At 71.2% G+C, this 18053-nt stretch carries 17 protein-coding genes; 9 read left to right on the top strand and 8 right to left on the bottom strand.

From position 1 onward, the window contains the following. Positions 1-17 precede the first annotated feature (17 nt). On the top strand, positions 18-722 hold the full coding sequence (locus GN153_RS15355; RefSeq protein ID WP_159904342.1) for a lipoate--protein ligase family protein: 705 nt from the start codon (positions 18-20) through the stop codon (positions 720-722). On the opposite strand, the gene GN153_RS15350 is transcribed toward GN153_RS15355, so the two are convergent. Next, the gene (locus GN153_RS15350; protein ID WP_159904341.1) at positions 719-934 is read right to left on the bottom strand and encodes a DUF7120 family protein; all 216 of its coding nucleotides are present in this window, start codon (positions 932-934) and stop codon (positions 719-721) included. The two genes, GN153_RS15355 and GN153_RS15350, sit on opposite strands and share 4 nt — an antisense overlap. Before the next feature lie 147 nt (positions 935-1081). Between GN153_RS15350 and GN153_RS15345 the strand changes: the two genes are divergently transcribed. Beyond that, on the top strand, positions 1082-2524 hold the full coding sequence (locus GN153_RS15345) for an amidase (protein ID WP_159904340.1): 1443 nt from the start codon (positions 1082-1084) through the stop codon (positions 2522-2524). A 71-nt stretch (positions 2525-2595) separates the two neighbouring features. Here the strand turns inward: GN153_RS15345 and GN153_RS15340 are convergent, their stop codons facing one another. Next, positions 2596-2832 (bottom strand): hypothetical protein, encoded by a 237-nt coding sequence (locus tag GN153_RS15340; protein ID WP_159904339.1) that lies wholly within the window; start codon positions 2830-2832, stop codon positions 2596-2598. A gap of 198 nt (positions 2833-3030) precedes the next feature. Here GN153_RS15340 and GN153_RS15335 point away from each other — a divergent pair, with 198 nt between their 5' ends. Further along, a complete protein-coding gene (locus tag GN153_RS15335; protein WP_159904338.1) occupies positions 3031-4185 on the top strand; it encodes a M20 family metallopeptidase in 1155 nt (384 codons plus the stop codon). Positions 4186-4201: 16 nt separating this feature from the next. Here GN153_RS15335 and GN153_RS15330 read toward each other — a convergent pair whose 3' ends face one another. Continuing rightward, a complete protein-coding gene (locus tag GN153_RS15330; RefSeq protein WP_159904336.1) occupies positions 4202-4636 on the bottom strand; it encodes a Zn-ribbon domain-containing OB-fold protein in 435 nt (144 codons plus the stop codon). Then, positions 4633-5781 carry a thiolase family protein gene (locus tag GN153_RS15325; protein ID WP_159904334.1) on the bottom strand — a complete coding sequence of 383 codons (1149 nt, stop codon included), beginning with the start codon at positions 5779-5781 and terminating at the stop codon, positions 4633-4635. Before GN153_RS15325 ends, GN153_RS15330 begins: the two co-directional genes overlap by 4 nt. A gap of 132 nt (positions 5782-5913) precedes the next feature. Here GN153_RS15325 and GN153_RS15320 point away from each other — a divergent pair, with 132 nt between their 5' ends. Continuing rightward, entirely contained in the window at positions 5914-7248 is a 1335-nt protein-coding gene (locus tag GN153_RS15320; RefSeq protein ID WP_159904331.1) for an MmgE/PrpD family protein, read from the top strand. 102 nt (positions 7249-7350) lie between these two features. Next, positions 7351-8550 (top strand): acyl-CoA dehydrogenase family protein, encoded by a 1200-nt coding sequence (locus GN153_RS15315; protein WP_159904329.1) that lies wholly within the window; start codon positions 7351-7353, stop codon positions 8548-8550. A 27-nt stretch (positions 8551-8577) separates the two neighbouring features. Here the strand turns inward: GN153_RS15315 and GN153_RS15310 are convergent, their stop codons facing one another. The 3 genes from GN153_RS15310 to GN153_RS15300 form a co-directional block, all read right to left on the bottom strand. Continuing rightward, positions 8578-8805 carry a hypothetical protein gene (locus GN153_RS15310; protein WP_159904327.1) on the bottom strand — a complete coding sequence of 76 codons (228 nt, stop codon included), beginning with the start codon at positions 8803-8805 and terminating at the stop codon, positions 8578-8580. A gap of 82 nt (positions 8806-8887) precedes the next feature. Next, positions 8888-9652, bottom strand: coding sequence for a citryl-CoA lyase (locus tag GN153_RS15305; RefSeq protein WP_159904325.1), 765 nt, complete (start codon positions 9650-9652; stop codon positions 8888-8890). A 236-nt stretch (positions 9653-9888) separates the two neighbouring features. Continuing rightward, positions 9889-10635, bottom strand: a complete 747-nt coding sequence (locus tag GN153_RS15300; RefSeq protein WP_159904323.1) for a sugar phosphate isomerase/epimerase family protein — start codon at positions 10633-10635, stop codon at positions 9889-9891. Between the two features lie 249 nt (positions 10636-10884). On the opposite strand from GN153_RS15300, the gene GN153_RS15295 reads away from it, so the two are divergent. Both GN153_RS15295 and GN153_RS15290 read left to right on the top strand, forming a co-directional pair. Further along, positions 10885-11472, top strand: a complete 588-nt coding sequence (locus GN153_RS15295; protein WP_159904321.1) for a MaoC family dehydratase — start codon at positions 10885-10887, stop codon at positions 11470-11472. A gap of 1 nt (position 11473) precedes the next feature. Next, positions 11474-12916, top strand: a complete 1443-nt coding sequence (locus GN153_RS15290; RefSeq protein ID WP_159904319.1) for an acetyl-CoA hydrolase/transferase C-terminal domain-containing protein — start codon at positions 11474-11476, stop codon at positions 12914-12916. Here the strand turns inward: GN153_RS15290 and pepF are convergent. Beyond that, positions 12913-14709: an oligoendopeptidase F gene (pepF, locus tag GN153_RS15285; RefSeq protein WP_159904317.1), complete on the bottom strand. Its 1797-nt coding sequence runs from the start codon at positions 14707-14709 to the stop codon at positions 12913-12915. The genes GN153_RS15290 and pepF overlap by 4 nt on opposite strands. A 496-nt stretch (positions 14710-15205) precedes the next feature. Here pepF and GN153_RS15280 point away from each other — a divergent pair, with 496 nt between their 5' ends. Together GN153_RS15280 and GN153_RS15275 are read left to right on the top strand one after the other, a co-directional pair. Next, on the top strand, positions 15206-16651 hold the full coding sequence (locus GN153_RS15280) for an amidase (RefSeq protein ID WP_159904315.1): 1446 nt from the start codon (positions 15206-15208) through the stop codon (positions 16649-16651). A 42-nt stretch (positions 16652-16693) separates the two neighbouring features. After that, positions 16694-18007 carry a M28 family metallopeptidase gene (locus GN153_RS15275; RefSeq protein ID WP_159904313.1) on the top strand — a complete coding sequence of 438 codons (1314 nt, stop codon included), beginning with the start codon at positions 16694-16696 and terminating at the stop codon, positions 18005-18007. The last annotated feature ends 46 nt before the right edge of the window (positions 18008-18053 follow it).

Raw genomic sequence — 18053 nt, 5'->3', positions numbered from 1 at the left:
GGTGCTCAGATCGGCCAATGCTGGTCCTCCAGGGGCGGGCCGCGGACGTCGAGGCGGACCGCGAGGCCACCCGTCGGCTGGTCGAACACAGCGCCGCGGCCGGCGTGCCGGCGCTTCGGGTCTGGTACCCCCACCGGCAGGTCGCATTCGGCCGCCGCGACGCCCGCAGCGAGGGCTACGAGGAAGCCCGCCGCCGCGCCGACCAACAGGGGTTCGAGCCGGTCGAGCGGGCGGCCGGCGGCCGCGCCACCGCCTACACCCGGGGGACGCTGCTGTTCGCCCGGGCCGAGCCCGTTTCGGACCCGCGGGGCGGGCTCGACGACCGCTACGAGCGGACGCTCGGAGCACTCCAGGGCGCGCTGTCTGAGCTGGGCGTCGACGCGCGCCGCGGCGAGCCCCCCGACTCGTTCTGTCCGGGGACCCACTCCCTGCAGGCGGCGGGCAAGCTCGTCGGCCTCGCACAGCGGGTGCGACAGGACGTCGCACTGGTCGCCGGTGTCCTCACCGTCCGCGACCACGCCGCCGTCGCGAGGGTGCTCGACCCGGTATACGACGCGCTCGGCGTCCCCTTCGACCCCGACTCGGTCGGGAGCCTGGCCCGGGCCGGCGGGGAGACTGACCGCACTACTGTCCGGCGGGCTGTCGAGGCGGCGCTGGTCGGGGACGGGACGCCGCGGGTCAGGACTGTCGAGGAGTGGGAGCCCGTGCCACCCGACGGCTAGATCGGGTCGTCGGGCTGTGAGCTGTAATCGCCCGCGGCACCGCCCTCCTCGAACGGGTCCAGCTCCTCGCTGTCCTCCGTGTCGTAGGCGGCGATCCCGCGCTGCAGGAGGTCTTCGATGGCCTGTTCGCGGTTGAGGAACTCGCCGCGCTGGACGAGCTGGGTGATCTCCGTGTCGAGGTCGTCCCGGAGTGAGAGTTCGAGCGTCGGCACACCCCCCCGTTTGGAGTGTACCCTCTTAAATACATGCCTGGATCCGCGAGGATAGCGCCGACCGCCCGCTCGGCTCGTCGCTCCCAGTCGCCGGCTCGCCCCCCGCGGGTCCGTAGCTATATCCGCTACCCGTCCGACCCACCGGCCATGCCCGAGATCATCGGCAGGTCGGCGACGGCGCTCGCACGGGGGATCCGCCGCGGGGACCTGACTCCCACCGAAGTCGTCGACGCCCACCTCGACCGCATCGACGCCGTCGACGACCAGGTCAACGCGTTCGTGACGATCAACGACGACGCACACGCCCGGGCTCGCGAGGCCACCGAGGCCGTGGAGGCCGGCGAGTCGCTGGGGCCGCTCCACGGCGTTCCGGTCGCGATCAAAGACCTCTCGAACACCGCCGGGATCCGGACGACAATGGGGTCGGCTCTCCTCGCGGAGAACGTCCCCGAGGAGGACGACATCTTCGTCCGGCGGCTGAAAGACGCCGGAGCCATCGTCATCGGGAAGACCAACACCCCGGAGTTCGGCCGGCTCTCGACGGTGACCCGCAACGAACTGTTCGAGACGGCGCGCAACCCCTGGGACACCGCGAAGACGACCGGCGGCTCCTCGGGGGGGTCGGCCGCCGCCGTCGCCGCGGGGATGGCGCCGCTCGCCCAGGGGTCGGACGCCGCCGGCTCGATCCGCATCCCCTCCGCGGCCTGCGGCACCTTCGGACTGATGCCCGATTTCGGGCGGGTCCCCCACGGCAACGACCGCCCGGACGCCTTCGTCAACACCCACCCGTTCACCTTCCTCGGGCCGATGGCCAGGACTGTCGAGGACGCCGCGCTCATGCTGGACGTGATGGCCGGGCCCGACGACCGGGACCCCTTCTCGCGGCCGGCCCGCGAGGGGAGCTACCGCGGGGCGGTCCGCGATCCCGTCGCGGACCTCCGGGTCGCGTACAGCCCCGACCTGGGTATCTGTCCGCTCGTCGACGACGTCCGCGGGACCGTCGACGGGGTCGTCGACGAGCTCCGGGGGACGGTCGCGGCCGTCGACCGCGTCGACCCCGACCTCCCCGACTGGGAGGCCGCCCACCAGCCCCTGGCGACGCTGTTGCAGGCACGCTACCGGGGGCTCTACGACTCGATGAAGGAGGAGGGGGTCGACATCCTCGACCGCCGCGAGGAGGTCACCGACGAGGTGGTCAGCCGGGTCGAGAAGTCACTGGAGCTGTCCGCGGGCGACGTCCGCCGGGCCGAACGGCAGCGGACCGTGGTCTACGACGCCGTCCAGGACCTGCTCGGCGACTACGACCTCCTCCTCTCGTCGACGCTCTCGGTCCCTGCCTTCGACGTCGACTCACCGCCGACGGAGATCGACGGCGAACCGGTCCACCCGGTCCACGGCTTCACGCTCACCTGGCCCTTTAATCTCACCGGCAATCCGACCGCGTCGGTGCCCGCGGGCACCGTCGACGGGCTGCCGGTCGGCCTGCAGGTCACCGGCCGGCGCGGGGAAGACGACACCGTCCTCGCCGCCAGCGCCGCCTGCGAGCGGCTCGCGCCGTGGGACGGCGTTTATCCGGTCGACCCGCGGTAGCGACCCGCGGGGCGGGGTGAGGCGGCGCGTAACGGGGCGGCGCTGCCCGCCCCGCGGGGCGGTGCAGTCGGCTACTCCAGTTGCGCCGCGTGGGTCGCGAGGTAGGCGAAGATCATCCCGATGGCGATCATGCTCACGAAGGGGCCGCCGACCACGACCATCGTCCGGAGGACTGCCATCGGCTGGCCGGGCGTCGTGGCGAAACTGACCGCGCCGACCGAGCCGAAGATGACAGCCGCGATCACCAGAAAGCCGCGCACCCGCCGGGACTGGAAGAAGCTCCTGCCGTCGTCGTCGTACTCGGACATGGTGGGTGTGGTGTCGTGTCGTATCGCGTCTCGAGTGGTGGCCGTTACCGGGGCAAACGCTACGCTGGATTCGACGGCAGCGGGCATAAGTCATGCGGCGAGGGCGGCGCCGCCGACGTCTCCGGCCTCCGCAGCACGACCGTCGCGAGCGTGGCGCGGGGCCAACCTTTCTGTACCACCGTGGTGATCTATCACACGATGTCAGACCGACCCGCAGAACTCGACGAGTTGACAGCCGACCTCGTGAGCATCGAGACAGAGAACCCGCCGGGCAACGAGCGCCCCTGCGCGGAGTACATCCACGAGTGGTTCACCGAGCGGAACATCGAGGCCGACCTGGTCCACGAGCCGTACGAGGACCGCCCGCAGGTCGCCGCCACCGTCGGCGACGGCGACCCCACGCTCGTTCTCAATGGCCACATCGACGTGGTGCCGGCCGGCGACCGCGAGGGCTGGAGCCGGGACCCCTACGGCGGCGAGATCGAGGGGTCGACCCTCTACGGCCGCGGGAGTTCCGACATGAAGACGGGGGTCGCGGTCGCGATGCTGACCGCCGCCGACCTGGCCGAGGAACTGGAATCGGGCGACCTCGAGGGCTCGCTCGTGGTCCAGGCCGTGATGGGCGAGGAGACCGCCGAACCCGGCACGAAGACGCTGCTGGAGCAGGGCTACGACGGCGACTACGGGGTCGTGCTCGAACCCACCGAGATGCGGACGGCGACGAGCGAGAAGGGGCTTGCCTGGTACGAGATCACCGTCGAGGGCGACCCCTCCCACGCCAGCCGGCCGGACCAGGGCTCCAATGCCATCCTGAACGCCGAACCGGTGCTGGCGGCGCTGCAAGCGTACGACAGCCGCGTCCGCGAGCGCACCCACGAGTTGCTCGGGCAGGCCTACGCGACGGTCACGGGCTTCGAAGCCGGCACCAAGGAGAACGTCGTCCCCGAGCGGGCGACGCTGACGGTCGACCGCCGGTTTCTCCCCGACGAATCCGCCGAGGAGGTCGACGACGAGGTCGCGTCCCTCCTCGCGGAGGTCGAGGCCGAGCACGGGGTCACGACCGGCTGGGAGCGCACCCGGACCTACGAGTCCGCGGAGATCCCCGCGGACAGCCACCTCGCGGAGACGCTGCGGGCCCACAGCCACGAGGCCGCCGGCGTCCCCGATGAACCCTGGGGGGTGACGGCGTCGACCGACGTCCGGAACTTCGTCAACGACTTCGGCATCGAGGCGGTCACCTGGGGCCCGGGGCCGCTCGACCAGGCCCACACCTTCGACGAACACACGGACCTCGACCAGGCGGCGACCGCGCTGGGCGTCCTGAAGCGGACCGCGCGGGACCTGCTGGGGTGAGGCTGGCGCGGCGTCCTCACTCCGGCTGTACGGGCACCGCCTCGACGTACGGGTACTCGGCGAGTTCGCCGCGGTCGACCTCGCCCGGCGGCTCCGCGGGCACGACCTCGACGGGCGTCCCGACCGCCAGGTCGTCGTAGTCGGCCGCGACGGGAGTCAGCAGCCGCGGGCCGGCCGCGAGTTCGGTCAGGCCGACCACGAGCGGCGCGTCGAACCCGGGCGGCGTGACGTGCTGTCGCGTGAACGAGTAGAGCTGTCCGCGCGGGTCGACCTCCGCCCAGTCCACCTTGCGGCTGCCACAGTGCGGGCAGACCGGCCCGGGCGGGAAGAAGGCCCGCCCGCACCCCGACTCACACCGGTGGATGAGCAGGCGCCCGTCGGCCAGCCCCTCCCAGAACGGCAGGGTGTGCCGCTCGTCGGGAGGGGTGTCCGGGCGGTCACTTCCGCTCATCGGGCCACCTCCAGCACCGTGGCCGTGACGCCGTCAACGTGGCCGTGCTCGCTGGTCGTCAGCGCCCGCTCCGCACCGGGGACCTGGTTCGGGGCCTCCCCCCGGAGTTGCTCGACCGCGGCGGCGCAGTTCAGAAGCGGCGTCACCATCGCCGGATGGCCGCGTCCGAGACAGCCGCCCGAGGGGCTGACCGGGTGCGGGCCGTCGACGGCAGTCTCGCCGCGGACGCAGGCCGCCGCCCCCTCGCCGGGGTCGTACAGCCCCAGTTCCTCGGTGATGACCGCCTCGACGTGGGGGAAGGGGGCGTAGGGCTCGAAGACGTCGACGTCCGCAGCACCCGCGCCGGCGTCCGCGAGCGCCTCCCCGGTCGCCGTCCCGACCGCCGGGAAGCGGGCGAGCGAGCCGTCGCGGACCCCCAGGAGGTGGCTGGTCGCGTGGCCGGCACCGATTCCGCTCACCCGGACGGGCTGTCCGTCGCCGCCGGGCGCCGAAGTGACCACGAGCGCCGCCGCGCCGTCGCAGGGGGTCGGACACTCCAGCAGCCGCAGGGGGTCGGCGATGGGCCGGGAGTCGAGCACCTCGGCCGCCGACAGCTCCTCGCCGAAGACCGCTCCGGGATTCCCGGCGGCGTTCGAGCGGTTCTTCGCGGCGATGGCCGCGACGGCCTCGCGGTCGGCGCCGAACTCGTGGCAGTACCGCTGGAGGCTCTGGGCGTACATGCCCGGAACGGAGGGGCCCGCGGGGGCCTGGAACTCCCGGTCGAAGATACCCAGGATGTACTCGAAATAATCGGCCGTGTCGATGGTGGAGTTGCGTTCGACCGCAGCGACGACGGCCGTCTCCACCCGGCCCGCGCGGACGTCGCCCACGGCGGCGTGGACGGCGTTGCCGCCGCTGGTGCCGCCGGTGTAGACCTCCATGCGGCGGTCCGGCGCGATACCGAGCCGGTCGGAGAGTAGCGTCGAGAAGAAGCCCTGTTCGGCCCAGGGACGCGGCTTCGGGAGGTAGAGCCCGTCGATATCGGTCGGTTCCGCACCCGCACCGTCCAGCGCCTCGAGTATCGCGTGCAGCGCCAGGTCCCGCTCGGGCAGGTCGTACTCCCGGTCGAGGGTCGACGAGGTACCCGTGATGTATGCGTCGGTCACTGTGTGGCCTCGCCGCCGGCTTCGGAGCCGCCCGTCTAATAGGTCGGGCCCGACCAACCACCTGACGCTGCGCTGCCCGTGGGCCCCTGACCGCAGCCGAAATTTAAGAGCGTGGCCGACCCTGCAGAGACCATGGAGACACCATCGCCGGAGGCGCGACTCGGCGAGTTCGTCGCGGGCGTGGAGTACGAGTCCCTCCCGGAGGAGGGCGTCGACACCGTCACCCGCGCGGTCGTCGACACGGTCGGGGTGACGCTCGCGGGGACGACCGCCGACGCCGGCCGCCGGGCGGCGACCGCGGAGGGGGTCGACCCCGACGCGGCGACTGTCGGGGAGTTGCTCGGCGTCGAGGGCGACGACCGCCCCGAGGCCGCGGCGCTGCGGGTCGGGACCGCCAGCCACGCGCTGGACTACGACGACCTCTCGTGGGCGATGGACGGCCACCCGAGCGTGGCGCTCGTGCCGGGGTTGCTCGCGCTCGCACCCGAAGCCGGCGCGAGTGGCCGGGACCTCGTCGCGGCCTACGCCGCGGGGTTCGAGACGGCGTGTGCGGTGGCCGGGCCGGTCAGCCCCGCCCACTACGAGGCCGGGTGGCACGCGACGGCCACCTTCGGCACCTTCGGCGCGGCGGCCGCGGCGGCCCACCTGCTCGACCTCGACGCGAAGACGACGGCACGCGCCCTCAGTATCGCGGCCTCGATGCCCGCCGGCCTGAAGCGCAACTTCGGGTCGATGACGAAGCCGCTGCACGCGGGCCTGTGTGCCCGCTCGGGCGTGACCGCCGCACGCCTCGCCCGCGAGGGAATTACCGCCGACCCGCGTGCAGTCACCGGCGACAAGGGGTTCTGGGACCTGTACGGGCCCGAGGAGACCGGCGAGTTCTCCGTCGGTGACGGCTGGCGCCTGTGCGAGGAGGGGATCCACGTCAAGGCCTACCCCTGCTGTTATTTCACCCACAGCGCCATCGCGGCGGCGGCCGAACTCGGGGAGGAGGTCGCCCCGGAAGCGGTCGAGTCGGTCGCCGTCACCGCTTCACAGGGAGCGGCCGACGCCCTGCACCACGCCGACCCGGAGACGGGGCTGGAGGCGAAGTTCTCCATGGAGTACACCGTCGCCAGCGGGCTCGTCCGCGACCGGGTCGGCCTCGAAACCTTCGAACCCGACGCGATCGACGACCCGGCGGTCCAGCGGGTCCGCGAGCGCGTCGACTTCGCCGTGGACGGGAGCATGCCCTACGACTCACACGGGGCAACAGTCCGGGTCGAGACGGCCGACGGGGTCCACGAGCGGACCCGCACGGACCCGCCCGGAACGCACGACGACCCCCTCTCGGAGGAGCGCTTTCGCGCGAAGTTCGAGGAGTGTGCCGGGAGGGTGCTGGAGGAGCGGGCGGCGGCCGACCTCTACGACACCCTCTCCGCGCTCTCGGAAATCGAGAATCTCGCCGGCGCGTTCACGGCGGTGTGACCGGCTCGCTCGCCTGAGTTGTCGCGGCCGAACGGCGCTGGCCCCGCTTCCGCCCGGGGCCGTGGATTTAACACGGCTGCCACCCCAGACTCGGCCACTCAGATGGTCGACAGAGACACGGTCAGGCTGACCGAACAGCAGCAACTCGTCCGGAACTCTATCCGGGAGATCTGCGACGACTTCGACGCCGCCTACTGGCGCGAGCGCGACGAGCGCGGCGAGTACCCCCACGAGTTCGCCGACGAACTCGCCGAGAACGGCTGGTTCGGCGCGCTCATCCCCGAGGAGTACGGCGGCGCGGGGATGAGCACCGAGGAGACCGTCGTGATGATGGAGGAGATCGCGGCAAGCGGCGGCGGCTTCAGCGCCTCCCAGGCCGTCCACGGCGGGATCTACAACTCCGCCCCCCTGGTCAAGTACGGCAGCGAGGAGATGAAAGAGGAACTCCTCCCCGCGGTCGCCGCGGGCGAAACCTCGGTCCAGGCCTTCGGCCTGACCGAACCAAACGCCGGCTCCGATTCCACCTCGATCGAGACCACCGCCGAGAAGGACGGCGACGAGTACGTCATCAGCGGCCAGAAGATCTGGATCTCCCGGGTCGACGCCAGCGACTACATCGTCCTGATGACCCGGACCACCCCCCGCGAGGAGGCCGAGCGGCGAACCCAGGGCGTGACGATGTTCCTCGTGGAACTGGAGGAGGCCTTCGACCAGGGTGCGCTGCAGGTCGAACAGATCGACAAGACCGCCAGCAACGCCGTCCATTCCTACGAGATGTTCTTCGAGGACCTGCGCGTCCCCGAAACGGCGGTCATCGGCGAAGTCGGCGAGGGCTTCTACCAGATGCTCGACGGCCTCAACGAGGAGCGACTCGTGATCGCCGCCGAGTGTGTCGGCCTGGGCGAGGCCGCCATCGAGGCCGGCGCCGACTACGCGGGCGAACGGGAGGTGTTCGGCCAGCCCGTCGGTGCCAACCAGGCCATCCAGCACCCACTCGCGGAGGCCCACGCCCGCGTCCAGGCGGCGAAGGGGATGGTCTACCGGGCGGCGAGCAGCGCCGATGACCTCCCCAGGCAGGAACTGGGTGCGCGGGCGAACATGGCGAAGTTCCTGGCCGCCGACGCCGCCTTCGACGCCGCGGACGCCGCGGTCCAGACCCACGGCGGCTTCGGCGTCGCCCGCGAGTACGACGTCGAACGCTACATGCGCGAGGCCCGGCTCACCCGCCTGGTGCCGATCACCCAGGAACTCGCCCTGAACTACATCGGCGAGAACGTGCTCGACCTCCCGCGGTCGTACTGAGTTGGCGGGCGGGGGACGGCAGTCACTTCAGACGGCGCTGACGACGAGCGCCACACCGAACACCATCATCGCGAGGCCGACCACCCGACCGACGGCGACGGCCACCATGCTCATCTCGATCTCCGACGCGCGGCGGGTCGTCCCCGCGGCCTTGACGGTCCGGTTGAACCAGTCCACGACCGGATGGTCGACCGCTGCCAGCCCGCCCGCAACGGTGAAGAAGACCCCTAGCAAGACGTCACCGAGGGCAACCATACCGCCGGTCCAGGCGTTGCGGTTGAGTATCTTGTGTCCGCAGGCCGCCGTCGTCGCTCCGGCCGCCCGAACCGCTGCGTCCTCACTCCTCGCCGACGTACTCGGTCTGCTCCTCGGCGTAGTCCCAGACGTCCATCGCGACTGGGCGGGACTGCTCTTCGATGACCGCAGCCACGAGCCCCGCGGCGCGACTGACGATTGCGAGCCCGCGGGCGGCCTCCGGCGACAGGCCCATATCGGAGGCGACCGCGGCGATAGCACCAGTAATGTTGACCGGGAGGTCGAGCCCCGTCGCCTCCTCGAAGCCCGCCTGCACCTCCCGGACGAGGTCGATGTGGACGCCCGCGACGCCCTCCTCCTCGGCGACCTCGAACAGCCGTTCGGCGCGGGGGTCGACCGGCTCGTGGAACGGGTGGCCGATCCCCGGGAAGGGGTCGCCGCGCTCGCGGTACTCCGCGACGACAGCCTCGACGGCCGCCTCGCGTTCGTCCTCGGGCTCGCCGGCGAGTTCCTGGAGGACCGCCGCGGCCTCCTGCATCGAGCCGACGAACTGCGAGCCCACCCCCAGCAGACCGCTGGCGACCGCCCCCTGCAGCGAGTCGGGCGCGGAGAGGGCCGTCAGCCGCGACGCCAGCGCGTGGGGCGTCCGGCCGTGGACCATCAGCGAACTCAGCATGGCGTCGACCGTCCGGGCCTGGCCCTCGGTGGGGACCTCGCCGGTCCAGAGCAGGTAGACCGACCCGCCGAAGCTCAGCTCGCCCATGATCTCGTCGGCAAGGTCCCGGTCGCGGACCGTGATCGAGGTGGTGTCGTACGTCGACAGCTCCGTCGTGAGTTGCTCCGTCATGTCCGGCCGGTCGGGGGCATGGGGTGTAAATCCCGGTGTCGGTAGGCCGTTGGGGGGTGCCGGATTCCGTTTTATCTCCCCCGACGTACAGGAGTCGCGTGCTGAATACGGAGGGTGGCTTCATCAGGCTGGCCGGAGGCCGCCGATCACTGCCGTGAAAACACACGTCGATGCTTTGCCGTCCGCGTGCACGGGCATCGAAACTTTTGACCCACGGCTGCAGCCGCTTTCGCCCCTCACTCCAGGTGGTTTCTCACCCGGTCGGCCGAGTCCCGCAACAGCGGGACGTCGTCGGTGAACACCTCGACAGCGACGGCGCCGTCGAACGCCGACAGGAGACCGGCCATGAGTCCGTAATCCACTTCGCCGGCGCCGACCGGGAGGTGGGTGTCGCCGCGCCCGCGCACGTCGTGGACGTGGAGGTACGTGACGAGGTCGGCGTACTCATCGAGGAAGCGCTCGATGCCGTCGTCCCCGTCCTCCATGTATGCGTGGCCGACATCGAAACAGACCGCCGTCCCGGTCTCCCGTGCGATGTCGCCGAGGACAGAGAGAGGCAGCCCGCGGGCCTGATGGCCGACGTTCTCGACGACGAGTTCCACTCCCGCGTCGGCGCCGGCCCTCGCGATGGCAGACAGCTGGTCTGCGAAGACCTCCCGCTGGTCGGTGTCGTGTGGATTCCGCATCGTCCCGTGGAGGACGGCTTTCCGTGCGCCGAGTGTCCCCGCCCAGTCGAGTAGTTCCGTGAGATAGTCGACGATCGCGTCGTTGAGTTGCGGGACCGGCGTCGCGACGACCTGGTCGAACGGGAGGTGGACGCACAGCGCTGCGTCGACGGACTCGAGCACCGTCCGGAGGTGGCTGTCCGACGCATCGGCGGGGACGTATGCTCCCTCACCTATCGAGAGTTCCGCGAACGCGAACTCGGTAGCTGTCGCCTCCAGTCGCTCCACCGTGTCACCTACCGTGACTCCGATATCCATACCTGCACTTCTGTGGCCGACCGCCTAATACAGACTGCTGCCTGTCCGTTCTGCGTCGACTGCGCCCGGTCGTACAGAGGGGTTGTGGCGTGACCGACTCGTGCCCTCCACTCGACGCGGCTGCTGAACCCCGCCACCGCCCGGGAGTTCCGACGGTGCCGGATAGCGGAAGGGCGCCTCGCGGGGACTGAGCGCCGCCCCGGAACCGAGAGCCCCACGCTTAAGCCCGCGGCCGGACACCGACGAACGATGACAGAGGACACCGAGCGGCGACTCGTCGAGGGCTGGCAGGGACGGTACTACGAGGACTTCGCAGTCGGGGACATCTACAAGCACCCCTACGGGCGGACGGTGACAGAGACGGACAATGTCTGGGTGACCAACGTCACGATGAACCTCAACCCCATGCACTTCAACGAGGCCTACGCCGCGGAGACGGAGTTCGGCGAGCGCCTCGTCGACGGCACCTACGTCTTCGCGCTCGCGGTGGGGATGAGCGTCATCGACGTCTCCGCGAACGCCACCGCCAACCTCGGCTACGACGCAGTGCGCCACCACGCGCCGGTCTTCCACGGCGACACCATCTTCGCCGAGAGCGAAGTCATCGACAAACGCGAGTCCGACTCCCGCGACCACGTCGGCATCGTCACCACCGAGTTGCGGGCGTACAACCAGGACGACGAACTCGTCCTCTCGCTGGAACGGACGCCCATGGTCCTGAAACGCGAGCACGCCCAGCCCTCGGCGGCCGCGCCGACCGGCTGGCCGGAGGGTATCGGCACCCAGCCCGAGGACCTGGAGGACGACGGCGGGGACGGGACAGGTAGCGGGGAGTGAGATGGTTCCCGACGACCGCCTGCACGGCGACCTCCCGCTCACCGACGCCGAAAGCGCCGCCGGCGAGGTCGCGGCCGACGCGACCCTCCTCACCAGCGGCTTCGGCAGCGTCGGCTACCCCAAGGCCGTCCCCGAGGCGCTCGCCGAGTCGAGGCGGGACCTGGCGCTGACCGTCGTGAGCGGCGGCAGCGTCGGCCCGGAGATCGACACGGCGCTCGTTGAAGCCGACGCAATCGACCGGCGGTACCCCTTCCAGGCCCGCCCGGAGATCAACGAGGCCGTCAACGACGGCAGCGTGGCCTTCAGCGACCGCCACATCTCCTCGCTGGGCGACGAGGTCCGCTTCGGCGGGCTGGTCGACCCCGACGTCGCCGTCGTCGAGGCCGTCGCGGTCGGCGAGGACTGGCTTATCCCATCGACCTCGATCGGCCACACGCCCCCGTTCGTCGACGCGGTCGACAAGCTGGTCGTCGAGGTCAACCGCGCCCAGCCCCGCGAGCTGGCGGCCTTCCACGACGTCTACCGGCTCGGCGACCCGCCCGGCCGCGAGGGCGTTCCCCTCTCCGCGCCGGGCGAGCGGGTCGGCGACCCACGGGTAGGCTTCGACCCCGAGGCGCTCGCGGCGGTCGTCGAGACCGACCGCCGCGACGAGCCCTACACCTTCCGCGAGCCCACCGCAGTCGACGAGGCGATCGCATCGAATCTCGGGGATTTCCTGGAGCAGGAGGTCGAGCGTTCCCCCATCTTCGAGGAGTCCCTGCGGATGCAGTTCGGCGTCGGCAGCCTCGGCAACGCCCTGATGGCCGCACTCGCGGACGCCGACGTCGGCGACCGCGACCTCGTCTACTTCGGGGAGGTGATCCAGGACGGCCTGCTCGACCTGCTCGACGACGGTGACCTGCGAGTGGCGAGTGCCACCTCGCTGGCGCTCTCGGCGGAGGGCCAGGAGTGCCTCTTCGAAGACGCCGAGCGCTACGCCGAGGACGTCGTGCTCCGGCCCGCGGAGCTCTCGAACCGCCCCGAACTGGTCGACCGCTTCGGCGTCGTCGCGGTCAACAGCGCCGTCGAAGTGGACCTCTATGGCCACGTCAACTCCACGCACGTCGGCGGCTCGCGGATGATAAGCGGCGTCGGCGGCTCCGGTGACTTCGTCCGCAACTCCCCGCTCTCTATCATCGCCCTGCCCTCGACCGCCGGGGGCGGCGACGTCTCGAAGGTCCGCCCGATGGTCACCCACGTCGACCACACCGAACACGACGTGGACGTGATTGTCACGGAACACGGCGTCGCGGACCTCCGGGGGACCTCACCACGCGAGCGCGCCCGACAGCTCGTCGAGTGTGCCGATTCTGCCTTCCGGCCGGCCCTGGAGGACTACCTCGACCGGGCGGGCGAGGAGGGGCACACGCCACACGACCTCGACAGCGCGTTCGATTGGACTTAGGTCAGGCTGGCGAACTCGTCGAGGTAGTCGCCGTAGACCGACAGCGCGGCCTCGACGGGAGCGCTGTCGGTCATGTCGACCCCCGCGGTCTCCAGCAGCTCCAGCGGGTACTCCCGGGAGCCACTCGAGAGGAAATCGCGGTACCGTTGCGCGGCCGGCTCGCCCTCGTCTCGAATGTTCTCCACGAGCGCGACCGCGGCCGAGATACCAGTGGCGTACTGGAAGACGTAAAAGGAGCGGTAGAAGTGAGGGATCCGCATCCACTCGCGAGCGATCCGGTCGTCGACCGCGGCGGGCTCGTAGTAGTCGCTTTTGAGCCCGTGGTACAGGTCGTCGAGCCGGTCGGCGGTCAGTGGCTCACCCTCTTCGGAGAGTTCGTGGGCGCGGTGCTCGAACTCCGCGAACATGGTCTGCCGGTAGAGGGTCGACCGGAATCGCTCGAGGTACTCGTTGAGGATGTGCCGGCGAAAGCGCTCGTCCTCGACGGTGTCCAGCAGGTGATGCGTCAGGAGCGTCTCGTTGACGGTGCTGGCGACCTCGGCGACGAAGATGGTGTAGTCGGCGTAGACGTAGGGCTGCTCGTCGCTGGCGAGTTCGGAGTGCATCGAGTGGCCCAGTTCGTGGGCCAGGGTAAAGAGCGAGGGGACGTCCTCCTGGTAGTTCATCAGGATGTAGGGCTGGGAGTCGTAGGTACCCCCGGAGTAGGCGCCGGACTGCTTGCCTTTGGTCTCGTAGACGTCGACCCACCGCGACTCCAGGCCCTCGGCGACCCGCTGCTGGTAGGGCTCGCCCAGCGGCGCGACGGCGTCGACGACGTACTCCTTGGCGTCCGCGTAGGGGATCTCCGGCCCCTCGCCTTCGACGAGGGGGACGTACAGGTCCCACATCCGGAGCTCGTCGCCGCCGACCGCCTCCCGCTTGAGGTCGGCGTGGCGGTGCAGCCGGCCGAGGTTGTCGTGGACGGTGTCGACGAGCGTGTCGTACACCTCGACGGGGATGTTCGGGCCGTTCAGCGAGGCCTCGCGGGCGGTGTCGTAGTTGCGCGCCGCGGCCAGCTTCTCGTCGGTCTTGACGGACTTGCGGTAGGCCGTGGCGACGGCGTTGCGGTAGTCGGCCCACTCGTCGTAGAAGGACTCGTACACTCGCCGGCGAAAGTCGCGGTCCGGGTCCCGTTGCAGCGTCGTGAAGTTGTTGAGCGTCACGGGCTGAGTGTCGCCGTCCGGCCCCTCGACGGACGGGAACTCCATGTCGGCGTTGGTCAGCATGTTGTACACCTCGCCGGGCGCGCCGGTCACCTCGCCCAGGTCCGCCAGTAGCTCCTCGACCTCCGCAGAGCGGGTGTGGGGTTTCATCCGCAACACGTCGTCGACGTAGTGGTCGTACTCCGCCAGCGCGGGCTCGGCCTCGACGAAGGTCTCGAAGGTCTCCCGGTCGAGTTCCTGGAGTTCCGGCTCGATGAAGGAGGCCGCACTCTGCGCTTTGGAGGACAGCGACTGGGCACGGGCGGCCATCGCCTGGGCCTCGTCGTCGCGGGTGTCCTCGTCCTTGCGCATGCGGGCGTACGCGGAGACGTCGGCCACCTCGCGCATCACGTCCTCGTAGGTCGCCAGTAGCTCCCGCAGGGTGGCGGCGCTCTCGACCGCGCGGCCCTCGTAGGCCTGGAGGTCGGCGAGCATCTCGCTGGCCTCCTCGAAGGCTTCCTCCCACTCCTCGTCGTCGGCAAAGAGGGACTGGAGGTCCCAGGTGTACTCCTCGTCGATCTCCTCGCGCTCGGGGACGTCGGCCGAACTCATGGCCCCGCGTACGGGCGGCGGACCCGTAAGCCTTCGCGGTTCCGTGCTGTGGTGGGTGCCTGACTGCTCCTGTCACTGCGAGTGCTACGACTAGCAGGAAAGCCCCGGTTGGCTGCGCTCGCGCGCCTCGCTGCGCGCTTCCGTCACTCACTTCGTTCGCTCCGTCCAGTGCTTGCGTCACCGGGAGAGCAGAGCTCTCCCGAGCCCGCGGCGCAACGCGCCGCGGACGCCGTGCTTCCCGCAGTCAACCGCCCCTTTCAGTCCCACCCAGTACCACATACCTCCCCAGCCGACTGCGGTGCTCGTCGCTCGCCCTGCTCGCTCCTGTGCTCCTCATCCCTCGCACGGCGTCGTCGCGGACGGAGCCGCGACAGCGCGCGCCCTGCCTGGCTCGCCGCGACCACCGAACCCTGTCCGGGGCTGTGATGCCGCTACAGTACACGCGTCGCCTGTCCTGTCACGGGGATTTTAGCCCCGGCCGGTCGAACTCCCGCGAATGAGCTCCCTCACCTTCGCGCCCGCGACCGTCCTAGCCGAGCGCCTCCGGCGTGGCGACCTCACGCCCACGGAAGTCGTGGACGCGTACCTCGACCGCATCGCGGCAGAGAACGACCGGCTGAACGCCTACGTCACGGTCCGCCGGGAGGCCGCACGCGAGGAGGCCCGCGAGGCCGAACGCGCGCTCGCCGCCGGGGAGCCGGTCGGTCCGCTCCACGGCGTCCCCGTCGCCGTCAAGGACCTCTTTGCCTATCACGCGGGAACGCGTCACACCTACGGCTCGCGGGTCTTCGAGGACTACGTCCCCGAGCGCTCGGCACCGGTCGTCCAGCGCCTCGAAGCGGCCGGGGCAATCGTCATCGGGAAGACCAACACCCCGGAGTTCGGCAACCGGCCGACGACGGACAACGACCTCGTCGGGACGACCGTCACCCCATTCGATACCGACCGGACCGCGGGCGGGACCTCCGGCGGGTCGGCGGCGGCAGTCGCGGGCGGGCTGGCCCCGCTGGCCCAGGGCTCGGACGCCGGCGGCTCCATCCGCATCCCCGCCGCCTGCTGTGGCGTGGTCGGCTACAAACCCTCCTTCGGCCGGGTGCCGAAGGGGAACCGGCCGAACGCCTTCGACGGGCACTCGCCCTTCGTCCAGCACGGCCCGCTCGCCCGGAGCGTGGCCGACGCCGCACTCATGCTCGACGTCGTGGCCGGCCCCCACCCCGAGGACCCCTTTACACATCCCGACGAGGGGGTCGACTACCGCGGGGCGGTCGACAGGCCGGTCGACGACCTCGACGTCGCGTACAGCCCCGACCTGGGGGTCTTCCCGGTCGAACCCGCCGTCAGGGAGACTGTCGCCGACGCCTGCGGCGCCCTCGAGGCTTCGGGGGCGACCGTCCACGAGGTCGACGTGGAGTACGGCCGCGCCCGCGAGGAAATCGCGGACGCCTGGCGGACCTACTTCCAGACGCTGATGGCCGGCGTCGCGCTCCAGGTCGAGGAGGTCCACGGCGTCGACCTGCTGGACCGGGACGAGGTCGACCCGCTGTTCGTCCGCATCGTCGAGGCCGGCCGGGAGTACGCCGTCACCGACCGCCAGCGCGCCGACGTCGTCCGGACCGACGTCTACGACGCGATTCAGGATATCTTCGCCGAGTACGACCTCCTCGTGACGCCGACGCTCGGCGTGCTCCCCTTCGAGACGACCGAGCGCGGCCCGACGGAGGTCGACGGCGAACCCGCCGACCCCTACCTCGACTGGATCCTCTCGTGGGTGTTCAACATGACCGACCATCCGGCGGCGTCAGTCCCCGCGGGCTTCGTCGACGAGCTGCCGGTCGGCCTCCAGGTCGTCGGCCCCCGCCTGGGCGACGAGCGGGTGCTCGCGGCCAGCGCCGCCATCGAGCGCCACCGGCCCTGGGCCGACCGGTACCCCGGGCTGGCGTAGGCGGATGCCAGGCTTTTCGGTATTCCCGGCCCTGCGGAGCGCATGGACGACGCCACACTCGGGTGCGCCTGGCGCGACGACGCCCCCTGGGAGCTGCTGACCGACCTCGCCGCGATGGACCGCTTCGGCGGCCACCCCGGCGAGCGCCGCGCCGCCGAGCGGGTCCGGGCGGCGCTCGACGCCGCCGGCCTCGACGCCCGGGTCGACCCCTTCGAGATGCAGCGCTGGACCCGCGGGGGGACGACACTCTCGGTCGGAACCGACCCGGCCCGTTCCTTCGAGGCGGTCGCGCTGCCGTACTCGCCGCCGGCGGACGTGACCGCGCCGCTGGCGGATGCGGGGTACGGAACCCCCGCAGACTGCGAGGGGCTGGAGGGAGCGGTCGCCATCGTCAGCACCGCGACCCCGCCCGAGGCCGACCGGCACGTCCACCGCATGGAGAAGTGCGGCCACGCCGCCGACGCGGGGGCGCGGGCGGTCGTCTTCGCGAGCGACCGGCCCGGTCAGCTCCCGCCGACCGGGGCGCTCCGGTTCGGCGAGGAGGCCGACACGCCGGCGGTCGGCGTCTCCCACGAGACCGGCGAGTGGCTCCGGCGGTACGCCGACCGCGGGGCCGAAGCGGACCTCTCCGTCGAGGCCTCGACCGACGACGGCGAGAGTCAGAACGTCCGCGCGGCGCTGGGCCCCGACACCGACGAGGCGGTGCTCCTGCTGGCCCACTACGACACCCACGACGTCGGCGAAGGGGCGCTCGACAACGGCTGTGGCGTGGCGACGATGGTCGGGGCGGTCCGCGCGCTCGCCGACGCCGACCTCGACTGCCGGGTCGAGGTCGCCGCCACGGGCTGTGAGGAGGTCGGCCTGCTCGGCGCGGAAGCGCTCGCCGGGTCGGTCGACACCGACCGGCTGCGCGCGGTCGTCAACGTCGACGGCGCCGGCCGGTTCCGTGACCTCCGGGCGCTGGTCCACGGGAGCGACGACCTCGGGGAAACCGTCGAGGGGGTCGCCGCCGGAGTCCCGGACCCGGTCGCCGTCGAGGAGCAGCCCCACCCCTACAGCGACCACTGGCCGTTCCTCCGGCAGGGCGTCCCGGCGCTCCAGCTACACAGCAGCCGCCCAAGCGAGGACGGCGTCTGGGAGCGGGGCTGGACCCACACCCGGGCGGACACGCTGGACAAGGCCGACCCCCGGACGGTCCGGACCCACGCCGCCCTCGCCGCGCTGCTCGTCGAGCGCGTCGCGGGCGGGTCCTTCGAAGGCGTCGATCCCGTGAGGCTCCGCGGGCGGCTGCGCGAGGCGGGCGCCGAGCCCGGGATGCGCGCCGCCGGCGTCTGGCCGGAGGGCTGGGCCGAGTAGCCAGTCGCAGCGCCGCCACTGCTCCGCCAGCTATTTACTCGCGTCG

Origin of the sequence: Salinirussus salinus (genome assembly GCF_009831455.1) — an archaeon.
GTDB classification, from domain to species: domain Archaea; phylum Halobacteriota; class Halobacteria; order Halobacteriales; family Haloarculaceae; genus Salinirussus; species Salinirussus salinus.
Note: the sequence above shows the minus strand (reverse complement) of the source record. Positions and strands in the feature narration are given on the sequence as shown.

Coding starts and splice junctions, on each gene's coding strand:
- GN153_RS15355 (WP_159904342.1), top strand. CDS start 18: ATGCTGGTCCTCCAGGGGCGGGCCGCGGACGTCGAGGCGGACCGCGAG.
- GN153_RS15275 (WP_159904313.1), top strand. CDS start 16,694: ATGGACGACGCCACACTCGGGTGCGCCTGGCGCGACGACGCCCCCTGG.
- GN153_RS15335 (WP_159904338.1), top strand. CDS start 3,031: ATGTCAGACCGACCCGCAGAACTCGACGAGTTGACAGCCGACCTCGTG.
- GN153_RS15320 (WP_159904331.1), top strand. CDS start 5,914: ATGGAGACACCATCGCCGGAGGCGCGACTCGGCGAGTTCGTCGCGGGC.
- pepF (WP_159904317.1), bottom strand. CDS start 14,709: ATGAGTTCGGCCGACGTCCCCGAGCGCGAGGAGATCGACGAGGAGTAC.
- GN153_RS15290 (WP_159904319.1), top strand. CDS start 11,474: ATGGTTCCCGACGACCGCCTGCACGGCGACCTCCCGCTCACCGACGCC.
- GN153_RS15345 (WP_159904340.1), top strand. CDS start 1,082: ATGCCCGAGATCATCGGCAGGTCGGCGACGGCGCTCGCACGGGGGATC.
- GN153_RS15280 (WP_159904315.1), top strand. CDS start 15,206: ATGAGCTCCCTCACCTTCGCGCCCGCGACCGTCCTAGCCGAGCGCCTC.
- GN153_RS15295 (WP_159904321.1), top strand. CDS start 10,885: ATGACAGAGGACACCGAGCGGCGACTCGTCGAGGGCTGGCAGGGACGG.
- GN153_RS15300 (WP_159904323.1), bottom strand. CDS start 10,635: ATGGATATCGGAGTCACGGTAGGTGACACGGTGGAGCGACTGGAGGCG.
- GN153_RS15310 (WP_159904327.1), bottom strand. CDS start 8,805: ATGGTTGCCCTCGGTGACGTCTTGCTAGGGGTCTTCTTCACCGTTGCG.
- GN153_RS15305 (WP_159904325.1), bottom strand. CDS start 9,652: ATGACGGAGCAACTCACGACGGAGCTGTCGACGTACGACACCACCTCG.
- GN153_RS15330 (WP_159904336.1), bottom strand. CDS start 4,636: ATGAGCGGAAGTGACCGCCCGGACACCCCTCCCGACGAGCGGCACACC.
- GN153_RS15340 (WP_159904339.1), bottom strand. CDS start 2,832: ATGTCCGAGTACGACGACGACGGCAGGAGCTTCTTCCAGTCCCGGCGG.
- GN153_RS15315 (WP_159904329.1), top strand. CDS start 7,351: ATGGTCGACAGAGACACGGTCAGGCTGACCGAACAGCAGCAACTCGTC.